This is a genomic window from Bradyrhizobium sp. T-12 (assembly GCF_058314695.1).
Genome location: NZ_CM177756.1, coordinates 1,097,657 through 1,108,708, shown reverse-complemented (window position 1 = coordinate 1,108,708; position 11,052 = coordinate 1,097,657). Strand labels below are relative to the sequence as shown.

Sequence of the window (11,052 nt, the reverse complement as noted above, 5' to 3'; positions counted from 1 at the left end):
GGCACGAACCTCGGGGAACGCCATGCCGATCGTCAAGGCCGATCGCCTCACGCGCGTCAGCGCCGCCCTGCTCCGCGCCGCCGGAGCCTCCGAGGAAGAGGCCGACGCCGTCGCAAGCGGTTGCGTCAACGCCAATCTCGCCGGCCACGATTCCCACGGCGTCATCGCTATTCCCACCTATATCGACCGCATCAAGGCCGGCCACATCGTTCCCGGCGCCGAATGGAGCATCGTCCAGGAATCGCCGACGACGACCGTGATCGACGGCCATTGGGGCTTTGGCTTCCACGTCAACGCCAAGGCGATGGCGCTGACGATCGAGAAGGCCAAGACGGCGAACGTCGCGGCGTGCACCGTATTCCGGCAGAGCCATGTCGGCCGCCTCGCCGCCTATCCCCTGATGGCGATGCGCGCAGGCATGATCGGGATCGCGACGGCGGATTCCGGCCGCTCGCCGAAGCACGTGGCGCCGTTCGGGGGCAAGGAGGCGCGGCTCGGCACCAACCCGATCTCGATCGCGGTGCCGTCCGATCTCGATGCGCCGTTCTATCTGGACATGGCGACCTCGGCGGTCGCGGCCGGGAAGATCCAGCTTGCGGTCGCGCGCGGCGAGGACATTCCAACGGGATGGATCATCGACGCCGCTGGACGGCACACCACCGATCCCACGCAATACCGCAAGGGCGGCGCACTGCTGCCGCTCGGCGGCACCGAAGGCTACAAAGGCAGCGGCCTCGCCGCCATGGTCGAGGTGCTGTGCGGCTTGCTGACCGGTCTCGGCTTCGGCGTCGAGCCGACGGGGCGGCACAATGACGGATGCTTCATGGCGGTGTTCAACGTCGCCGCGTTCCGGCAGCTAGCGGCGTTCAAGCGCGAGGTCGCCGAGTTCGCGCACTATCTGAAATCGACGCCGCCGTCCGAGGGCAGCACGGGCGTCTACTATCCCGGCGAGATCGAGGGCCTGCGCGAGCAGCAGCGCCTGCGCGACGGCATCGAGATCGAGGATGCCACCTGGGAGAAGCTGCGCGCGCTGGCGCGGGACTACCGGCTCGACACCGTGCTCGATCTGGCCTGACGGAATGGAGAACAGCAGCATGAATCGACAGATGGTCCTGGTCGGCTTCCTCCAGGCGCAGAACTGCACCAATTTGCCGAGCTCCTGGCGGCATCCGGACTCGCGCGACGATTCCATGTCGGCGGACTACTATCAGGCGATCGCCGGAATTCTCGAAGCCGGCAAGTTCCACATGGCCTTCTTCGACGATCGCCTGGCGATGCCGGACCGCTATGGCAACGACCACGCCCACACCGTCGAATACGGCATCCGCTGCGTCAAGATGGATCCGCTGATCGTGCTGACCACGATGGGCATGGTCACCGAGAAGCTCGGCTTGGGCGCGACATGCTCGACCACCTATTACGAACCATTCGACGTCGCGCGCCGGTTCGCGACGCTCGACCTGATGTCCGGCGGGCGCGCGGGCTGGAACGTCGTGACCTCGCTCAACGACGGCGAAGCCCTCAACATGGGGCGCGACTCCCATCCCGAACATGATTCCCGCTACGACAAGGCCGACGAGTTCATGGAGGTCGTGCTCGGTCACTGGGACACCTGGGAGGACGGCGCGCTCATCATGGACAAGAAGACCGGCCGCTTTGCCGATCCGACCAAGGTGAAGCGGCTCGATCACAAGGGACCGGCCTTCAAGTCGCGCGGGCCTTTCACCGTGCCGCGCTCGAGCCAAGGCCACCCCGTCATCATCCAGGCCGGCGCCTCCGGCCGTGGCCAGCGCTTTGCGGGGCGATGGGGCGAGGTGATCTTCACTGCTGCGCGCAATCTTCAGGCCGCCAAGGACGGCTATGTAGCCGTGCGCAACGAGGCCGCCAAGGCGGGCCGCGACCCCGACCAGATGTTCCTTTGCAATCTGACGACGCCGGTCTGCGCCGCGACCAAGGCGGAGGCCGAGGACAAGATGGCGCTGATCAACAAGCTGCCTCTGCAGATCGATGCGCTGTCGTTGCTCGCCGAAGCCCTCAACTATGACTTCGCCTCCAAGGATCTCGACGAGCCGCTGACCACGGACGAGCTGAAGAGCATGCAGGGCATTCTGGGCATCCGCGACGGCGTGCTGAAGGCTTCGGGCAAGAGCAATCCGAGCGCGCGCGACTTCGTCACCTTCTCCGGCCGCGGCCAGGTCCAGGACGCGATGGTCGGCGGCCCCAAGGAGATCGCCGACAAGCTCGAGGAAATGTTCGTCGAGCGCGGCTGCGACGGCTTTGTCATCGCGGCAACCTACGTCCCCGGCTCCTACGCCGATTTCGTCCAGCATATCGTGCCAGAGCTGCAGCGCCGAGGCCTGTTCCAGAAGGATTATCGCGGCAAGACGCTGCGAGAGAATCTCGGACTGAAGCGGCCGGCGGCCGGCGCCTGGAAGGTGCAGCCGCGCGATGCCGCGGAATAACGACGAGGACACAGCATGCGCTGGTTGAAATTCACGGCTGCGGGCAAGACCTCGTGGGGGATCATCGAGGGCGACAAGGTCGTCGCGGTCGAGGGCGAGCCCTTTGGTGAATGGCAGCGCTCGTCGCGCACGCATGCGCTGTCGGATGTGAAGATCGAGCTGCCGCTGATCCCCCGCACCTTCTATTGCGTCGGCTTGAACTACCTCAAGCACCTGAAGGAGGCCGCCGACAAGGCCGCCACCGTACCGGCTGTTCCAGACCGCCCCGAGATCGGCTATCGCGCCCAGAATGCGCTGGTCGCGCACGACGAGGACGTGGTGATTCCGTCCTTTGCGACCGAGAAGATCCACTATGAAGGCGAGCTCGTCGTCGTCATCGGCAAGAAGGTGAAGCATCTCACCGAAGAAAGCGCGATGGATTGCGTGTTCGGCTACACCATCGGCAACGACGTCAGCGAGCGGAGCTGGCAAAAGGCCGACCGCAGCCTGTGGCGTTCGAAGAACGCCGACACGTTCAAGCCGATGGGCCCGTGGATCGAGACCGAGGTGGATCTCGCGAAGATGGAAACGGTGGTTCGGGTCAACGGCAAGGAGACCAACCGCTTCGTGACCGGCGACATGATCTTCGGCGTGGTGCCGTTCCTGGTCGAGCTGACCAAGTATTTTACCTTGTGGCCCGGCGATGTGATCTGGATGGGCACCGACGGCGCCTCGCCGGACATCAAGCACGGCGATGTCGTGGAGATCGACATCACGGGCGTCGGGACGTTGCGGAATCGATTTGTGCGGGAGGAACCGTAAGCAACGGTGCCGTAGGGTAGGCAAAGCGAAGCGTGCCCACGTCTTTCTTCGACGCGTCAAGAGATCGTGGTCGCGGCGCAAGGGCGGCTTTGCCCACCCTGCGAGACCTCCTTCAAAACGGCAGCGCCACGCTCGACTTGATCTCCTTCAGCACCACATTGCTGCGGACATAGCGGATGCCGGGGATTCGAAACATGAACTCGTCGAGGAAGCGGTTATAGGCCGCCATGTCCTGCACGACGACGCGCAGATGATAGTCGGCGTCGCCCGTGGTCGCGAAGCACTCCAGCACCTCGCGCCGCCTCGTCACCCGCGCGACGAACTCGTCGACGAACTTCGCGTCATGCCGCTCCAGCGAGACGTGGAGGATGGCCGACATCGCAAAGCCGGCCTGCTCGCGCGCGACCAGCGCCGCATAGCCCTGGATGACGCCGGCCTCCTCCAGCGCGCGGACCCGGCGCCAGCAGGCCGAGGTCGACATGCCGACCTCATCCGCCAGTTGCTGGTTGGTGGCACGACCGTCCTTCTGGAGATGGCCGAGAATCCGGGTGTCCTGGTCTTCAATCATGGAGTTATCCCAATTCAGTCAAATCTACCAGATTTCACCACGTTGCGCGAAATTCTACCAGAAATCGGCTTTCGTGCGAGAAAATAGGTAAGAACTACCAGTGCCCCGGGCATACCCTTCCACCATTCGGCAGGGTGCCGCGCGAGGTCTGCCATGGACGCCATTCCGTCACTCGACACCTATGAGCTTTCCGACCGCTACGACCGCGAAGAGGGCCGCGTCTTCCTCACGGGCACGCAGGGCATCGTCCGCATCGCGCTCGACCAGATCAGGCGCGACCGTGCCGCGGGGCTCAACACCGCCGGCTTCATCTCCGGCTATCGCGGCTCGCCGCTCGGCGGCGTCGATCTCGAGCTGTGGCGGATCCAGGAGCGTCTCAAGAGGGACGGCATCGAATTCCTCCCCGCCGTGAACGAGGACCTGGCCGCGACCGCGGTGCTCGGCTCGCAGCAGGTCGAGACGCAGGGCGACCGCGAGGTCGATGGCGTGTTCGGACTCTGGTACGGCAAGGGCCCCGGCGTCGATCGTTCCGGCGATGCACTGAAACACGGCAATGCCTACGGCTCCTCGCCGCATGGCGGCGTGCTGGTGGTCGCCGGCGACGACCACGGCTGCGTCTCCTCCTCGATGCCGCACCAATCCGACGTCGCCTTCATGAGCTGGTTCATGCCGACGCTGCATCCGGCCAGCGTCAGCGAGTATCTCGCGTTCGGCGAGTATGGTTACGCGCTGAGCCGTTTCTCCGGCATGTGGGTCGGCTTCAAGGCGATCTCGGAGATCGTGGAATCAGGCGCATCCGTCGCGCTGCGCCCGCCGCGCGCCTTCCGCACGCCTGACTTCACGCCACCGCCTGATGGACTGCACTACCGCTGGCCCGATTTGCCGGGCCCGCAGATCGAGGAGCGGCTGGAAGCGAAGAAGCACGCGGTCTACGCCTTCGCAAAGGCCAATCCGATCGACCGCCACATCTACGACATTCCGGATGCGACCTACGGCATCGTCACCACGGGCAAGGCGCATCTCGACCTGATGGAAGCGCTGCGGCTGATGGGCCTCGATGAAGCCGCCTGCCGCAGCATCGGCATCGACATCTACAAGGTCGGCATGGTGTGGCCGCTGGCGCTGCATGACGCCATGGCCTTCGTGAAGGGCAAGCGCGAGATTTTGGTGGTCGAGGAGAAGCGCGGCATCATCGAGAGCCAGTTCAAGGAATATTTCTACGATTATCCCGGCAGCAAGCCCGAGCGCATGGTCGGCAAGCACGACGAAACCGGGGCCAGGCTGATCTCCTGGATCGGGGAATTGTCGCCGCGCGCACTGGCGGGCGTCCTGGCGCGCCGGCTCGACCCGATGTTTCCGGGCCTCAATCTGGCCGCACGCGCAGCGGCCCTGATGCCGGAGGCGGCGCGCAGCATCAACGTCGCGGGCACGACGCGCACGCCGTATTTCTGCTCGGGTTGCCCGCACAACACGTCGACGAAGGTGCCCGAGGGATCGAAGGCGCTGGCCGGCATCGGCTGCCATTTCATGGCGAGCTGGATGGACCGCGAGACCTCATCGCTAATCCAGATGGGCGGTGAAGGCGTGAACTGGGCGGCGTCGTCGCGGTTCGCCGGCCGCAAGCACATCTTCCAGAACCTCGGCGAAGGCACCTACTACCATTCCGGCTCGATGGCGATCCGGCAGGCAATCGCGGCCAAGGCCAACATCACCTACAAGATCCTGTTCAACGATGCCGTCGCGATGACCGGCGGCCAGCCGGTCGACGGTCCCGTCAGCGTGCATGCGATCGCGCACAGCGTTCGCGCCGAAGGCGTGACGCGCATCGCGCTGGTGTCGGACGATCCCGCACAGTTTTCGCCCGCCGACCTGCCATCCGGCGTCACCATCCATCCGCGCGAGGAGATGGACGCCGTGCAGCGCGAGCTGCGCGGTATTCCCGGCGTCTCGGTGCTGATCTATCAACAGACCTGCGCCACCGAGAAGCGGCGCCGGCGCAAGCGTGGCGAGATAGCCGACCCCAAGCGCTTCGCCTTTATCAATGATCTCGTCTGCGAGGGCTGCGGCGACTGCTCGGTGGAATCCAACTGCCTGAGCGTCGAGCCGAAGGAGACGCTGTTCGGCCGAAAGCGGCAGATCAACCTGTCGTCCTGCAACAAGGATTTTTCCTGCCTCAACGGCTTCTGCCCGAGTTTTGTGACTGTCGAAGGCGCGACGCGCCGGAAAAAGGCCGCGAGCCAGATCGACGCGGTCGGCCATGCCGCCACGCTTCCCCTGCCCGCGACCGCAACGCTCGACCGCCCCTACGACCTGCTCGTGACCGGGGTCGGCGGCACCGGCGTGATCACCGTCGGCGCACTGATCGGCATGGCCGCACATCTCGAGCGCCGTGGCGTCTCGGTGCTGGACTTCACCGGCTTTGCGCAGAAGTTCGGGCCCGTGCTGAGCTATATCCGCCTCGCACCAAGTCCCGAGGCCCTGCACCAGGTGCGCATCGACCAGGGCGCGGCCGATGCGCTGATCGGCTGCGATCTCGTCGTCAGCTCTTCGCCAAAGGCATCGGGCACCTACCGCCGCGGCACACGCGCCGCGATCAACACCGCGGAGATGCCGACCGGCGACGTGGTCCGCTTCCGCGACGCAGATCTCGCCTCCGCCGCCCGCCTGCGCGCGATTGGTCGGGTCATCGGCGAGCACAATCTCGGCACGATCAATGCCAACGCGCTGGCCGAACGGCTGCTCGGCGATGCCGTCTATGCCAATATCATCATGCTCGGCTTTGCCTGGCAGCGCGGCCTGGTCCCGATTTCATTGCAGGCGCTGCTGCGCGCGATCGAGCTCAACGGCGTCGCGGTCGAGCGCAACAAGCAGGCCTTTGCCTGGGGCCGGATTGCCGCTTCCGATCCCGACTTCCTGCCGAAGGCGAGCGAACAGCCTGAGGTCGAGACGCTCGACCAGATCATCGAACGCCGCGCCGACTTTCTCACCGCCTATCAGGACAGCGCCTACGCAGAACGCTACCGAACGACCATCGCCGGCGTTCGCAGCGCCGAGGCTGCCCTGAACAGCGAAGCCCTGACCGAGGCCGTCGCCCGCGCGCTGTTCAAGCTGATGGCCTACAAGGACGAATACGAGGTGGCACGGCTGCACATGCAAAGCGGCTTCCTCGATGAGCTCAAGCGTGAATTCGAGGACGGCTTCAGCGTGCAATATCACCTCGCCCCGCCATTCCTCCCCTCGAAGCGCGACGCACGTGGACGTCCGCGCAAACGTGCGTTCGGCCAGTGGATCCAGATGCCGCTCGCCATGCTCGCGCGCTTGAAGAGGCTGCGCGGAACGCCGTTCGATCCGTTCGGATATACGGCGGAGCGGCGTACCGAGCGCGAGCTGATCGCGTGGTATGAAAATCTGACCAAACGGATGCTCGCCGAGCTCGATGCGGCATGTCTTCCGGATCTCGTCACCATTGCAAAGGCGCCGATGGAGATCCGCGGTTATGGCCCGGTCAAGGACAGCGCGATCGGGACGACGACGACGGAGGTCGAGCGGCTGTTTGGCAAACTCCACACGCCATCACCGGCGAGGATGCGCGCCACTGCTTGACGCGACCGGCGAGGCCTCAGCCTCTAAGTCCGAAGGGGCGCGGCTTCAGCTGGCAGGACAGGGCGAAGATCGCGGGCCCGATCCCGATATTTCGATCGGGGTGGGCGCGCCTTCCTCGTCGCCGTCGAACATGATCAGGACACGCAATCCGGATGACGTCTTGTCCAGCGGCAGAAGCCCCTCCGGCTTTCGCTCCGGATCGAACGGCAAGTCCTTGAGCAACTCGACGGACTCCGACGTGCCGTCCCACGCATAAACGGAATAGGCTCCGGGTCCGTCGGCAACGGGACCCGCCAAGACAAGAATGCGGTCCCCGAATGATGCGAGATCGCGCACGCCACGACCGTCGCCGAGCGGCAGCCGGTACAGGCGATGGTCCGTGCTATTTCCTTTGCCAAACAACGAAGTCAGCTCGACCGACAGAACGACGGCGCATTTGCCATTCAGCACGGGGCCCCGAAACCCGGCCAGCAGCGTCCGGTCGTCCTTGATCGCCACGCCTTCGATCGTCAGCCCGTTCGTCTCCAGCCGCATGTCCATGAACGGGCGGAGAGCCGGATCGCTTGCGATCACGTCTCGTAGCCGCGGCGTACGCTCGAGGCTCGACACATTGCCGTCTGCTCCCGTCGTGCGAAACCGGACGATCTGGCTGTTTGCGGCGATCTTCGCCTGAATCTTGGCGGCATCTGCCTTGGGATCGAGCTTGTGCTTCTTGTCCCGCGGATGCCCATGCGAGCCGATGACGTAAAAGTACTCATATTCCCCTTTGGAGAAGGCGACGCCCTCGCCGTCGAGTTCGAGTGCTTTGCCATCGAACGTGTTGTCGATCAATTTGACCGGGCTGCGGGCCACAAGCTCGCCGTCGGTCAATTCGATGAACTGGGCGTCCTGGAGATTGTCGTCGATGACGAGGCATGACCGGGGAAACCCTTCCGTGGTCGTGCAGGCGATGCCGCTGACATCCTTGGACTTGCCGCCGTCCTCGCCGAGCAGTCTCTTCGTGACCGGCCACGCATCGTCGGCCGCAGCAAGAGCGGGCTGCATGCCGCCCGCCGCCACGAGTCCGAGCAGCAAAGTCGCAATCCATCCCGTCCTGGCGAGGGTCATTGAAGCCTCCGATCAGCGTTTGCCGGTTCAGATGTGGCCAGGTCCCGCTTCACCGCAATCTGATGCCGCCAACCCCTGCGAAGCTCACGCAATCGAACGCCGATCGGCTTGCCGCCTGTCGATGCGCCGAACAAAGCAGAGCTTGAGAAGCAGAGCCGGAAAGCCGGCGTTTGCAAAACATCACATCGAAGAAACAGGATCGGGCCGAGCCAACTCGGTCCAAAATAGATCACTCATATCTTAAGTTGTATTTTTCCAGATGCCTTGGCGATGTCAACTCACTTCCCAGCGACAAGGCGTCGCCGGTGAGCAGCCTCAGGAATACGGATTGATCAGCTTCTGTTGCTCGGCACTGTGCTGCACGAGCATGTCGATGAAGGTCCTGACCTTCGCCGACAAATGATGGCGATGCGGATAGACCGCATTCATCGACATCTCGACCGGCCGATATTCGGGCAAGAGCCGAACGAGGTGACCGGCTTCGAGATCGTCCCGAACGAGAAAGCCGGCCATCAGGCAGACCGCAGCGCCTTCCAGCGCCACCTTCCGCAACGCTTCGCCGCTGTTGGTGATGAAACTGCCGGAAACGCGCACCGATGCCGGCGTGCCCTTGCGATCAAGGAAGCGCCAGTCGTCGCCAAACGGGTAGTTCAGATGACGGCCGCAATTGTGCGCGCTGAGCTCATCGAGCTTCTGCACGCGACCATGCCGTTCGAGATAATCGTGCGAGCAGCACAGCACGTGGCGCCAGGTGGCGAGGCTGCGGACGATCAGGCTCGAATCCGGCGGCGAGGTCATGCGCAGGGCAACGTCATAGCCTTCCTCGATGAGGTCGATTTCGGCTTCGCCCATGCGCAGATCGATCTTGAGCTCCGGATAGGCCGACAGGAGCTTCGCCACGACAGGCGCGACGAACGGCACCATGTGTGTGGCGACGTGGACGCGCAACGTGCCGCGGGGCACCGACTGCAATTCGCTCGCGATATCGTCGGCTTGCTCGAGATCGGCCAGGATCTGGGTCGAGCGGTCGTAATAGGCCTTGCCGATCTCGGTGAGGCTCACCTTCCGCGTGGTGCGGTTGAGCAGGCGCACGCCGAGCCGGTCCTCCAGCGCCTGCACGTGGTTGCTCACCATGGTCGTCGACATGTTGAGCCGGCGGGCGGCGGCGGAAAAGCCGCCGTTTTCAACCACTTGGACGAACGCAGTAAGGCCGGTGAAGCGATCCATGGCTCCGATTATCCGTTCCTGCTGGATAATGCTTCCATAAATTCAGAGATTATCACAACGAACGGGACAGCGCATCTTGCAGATACCAGCGGCGCACCGTTCAGACGGGCGTCCGGGAAATCCGAGGATGCCATGTCGAACGCTTCTTATGCCCCTGAAACCAATGAAAAAATCAGCCTGCGCCCGTCCCGTCAGGCACTCAGGCGAGCGGCGATCGGCCTGGCGCTGGCGATCGGCATCGCGGTCGCCGGCGACTATGGCTACGACTACCTGAATACCGGCCGCTACCTGGAATCCACCGACGACGCCTATGTGAAGGCGGATTCGACGATCATCGCGCCGAAGGTCTCCGGCTACATCACCAAGGTGCTCGTCGCCGACAACGAGAGGGTCAGGGCGGGCCAGACGCTGGCCAGGATCGACGACCGCGACTTCAGGACCGCGCTTGACCAGGCCAAGGCCGACGTCGCTGCCGCCGAAGCCACGGTGCGCAACATCGATGCCCAGCTCGAACTGCAGCAACCGGTCATCGAGCAGAGCACGGCCGATGTCACTGCTGCCGACGCCAATCTGAAATTCGCGCAGGAGGAGCGCGCCCGCTACGACGACCTGATGAAGTCCGGCTCCGGCACGATCCAGCGTGCGCAGCAGACCGACGCGGCGCTGCGCGCCAGCAGCGCGCAAGCGCAGCACGCGAAATTCGGCCTTCTGGCCGCACAGCGCAAGATCGACGTGCTCACCACCCAGCGCGCGCAGGCCACCGCTCAGCTCGCGCGGGCCCGCGCGGTCGCGCAGCAGGCGGCGCTGAACCTGTCCTACACCGAGATCAACGCGCCGGTTGACGGCACGGTCGGCGCCCGGAGCTTGCGAGTTGGGCAATACGTCCAGGCCGGCACGCAATTGATGGCGGTGGTGCCGCTCGACGCGGTCTATGTCATCGCGAACTTCAAGGAGACCCAGCTCACGCATGTGCGGCCGGGACAGCCGGTCGAACTGCACATCGACAGCTTCCGCGACAAGACCCTGCGTGGTCATGTCGACAGCCTGTCGCCGGCAAGCGGGCTCGAATTCGCGCTGCTGCCGCCTGACAACGCCACCGGCAATTTCACCAAGATCGTGCAGCGCGTCCCCGTGAAGATCGTGCTCGACGACCACAGTCTCGCCGGCCTGCTGCGCCCGGGCATGTCGGCGGTGCCGACCGTGGACACCAAGCAGGCCGTGCTGGCCGCACGCGAGACGGCCAAACGCCTCGCCGACAACACCTCCCGCGCGCACGGGGGCTGA

Annotated in this window: 8 protein-coding genes; 5 read left to right on the top strand and 3 right to left on the bottom strand. The window is 64.6% G+C overall.

Annotation, left to right across the window (positions count from 1 at the left end; translation table 11 throughout):
• The first annotated feature begins 22 nt into the window (after nt 1-22).
• The 3 genes from AC0WRY_RS05300 to AC0WRY_RS05290 are packed head-to-tail and all read left to right on the top strand — an operon-like array spanning nt 23 to nt 3,263.
• A complete protein-coding gene (locus AC0WRY_RS05300; protein ID WP_491122755.1) occupies nt 23-1,075 on the top strand; it encodes an Ldh family oxidoreductase in 1,053 nt (350 codons plus the stop codon).
• A gap of 19 nt (nt 1,076-1,094) precedes the next feature.
• Nucleotides 1,095-2,462 (top strand): LLM class flavin-dependent oxidoreductase, encoded by a 1,368-nt coding sequence (locus AC0WRY_RS05295; RefSeq protein ID WP_491122754.1) that lies wholly within the window; start codon nt 1,095-1,097, stop codon nt 2,460-2,462.
• A 15-nt stretch (nt 2,463-2,477) separates the two neighbouring features.
• The gene (locus AC0WRY_RS05290) at nt 2,478-3,263 is read left to right on the top strand and encodes a fumarylacetoacetate hydrolase family protein (RefSeq protein WP_491122753.1); all 786 of its coding nucleotides are present in this window, start codon (nt 2,478-2,480) and stop codon (nt 3,261-3,263) included.
• Nucleotides 3,264-3,375: 112 nt separating this feature from the next.
• On the opposite strand, the gene AC0WRY_RS05285 is transcribed toward AC0WRY_RS05290, so the two are convergent.
• Complete coding sequence (locus tag AC0WRY_RS05285) at nt 3,376-3,831, bottom strand: Lrp/AsnC family transcriptional regulator (protein ID WP_491122752.1); 456 nt, start codon at nt 3,829-3,831, stop codon at nt 3,376-3,378.
• Nucleotides 3,832-3,984: 153 nt separating this feature from the next.
• On the opposite strand from AC0WRY_RS05285, the gene AC0WRY_RS05280 reads away from it, so the two are divergent.
• Nucleotides 3,985-7,434 (top strand): indolepyruvate ferredoxin oxidoreductase family protein, encoded by a 3,450-nt coding sequence (locus AC0WRY_RS05280; RefSeq protein ID WP_491122751.1) that lies wholly within the window; start codon nt 3,985-3,987, stop codon nt 7,432-7,434.
• Between the two features lie 45 nt (nt 7,435-7,479).
• Here AC0WRY_RS05280 and AC0WRY_RS05275 read toward each other — a convergent pair whose 3' ends face one another.
• A complete protein-coding gene (locus AC0WRY_RS05275) occupies nt 7,480-8,493 on the bottom strand; it encodes a DUF3616 domain-containing protein (protein ID WP_491122750.1) in 1,014 nt (337 codons plus the stop codon).
• A gap of 363 nt (nt 8,494-8,856) precedes the next feature.
• Nucleotides 8,857-9,768 (bottom strand): LysR family transcriptional regulator, encoded by a 912-nt coding sequence (locus AC0WRY_RS05270; RefSeq protein ID WP_194405981.1) that lies wholly within the window; start codon nt 9,766-9,768, stop codon nt 8,857-8,859.
• Nucleotides 9,769-9,900: 132 nt separating this feature from the next.
• Between AC0WRY_RS05270 and AC0WRY_RS05265 the strand changes: the two genes are divergently transcribed.
• Complete coding sequence (locus AC0WRY_RS05265; protein WP_194405980.1) at nt 9,901-11,052, top strand: HlyD family secretion protein; 1,152 nt, start codon at nt 9,901-9,903, stop codon at nt 11,050-11,052.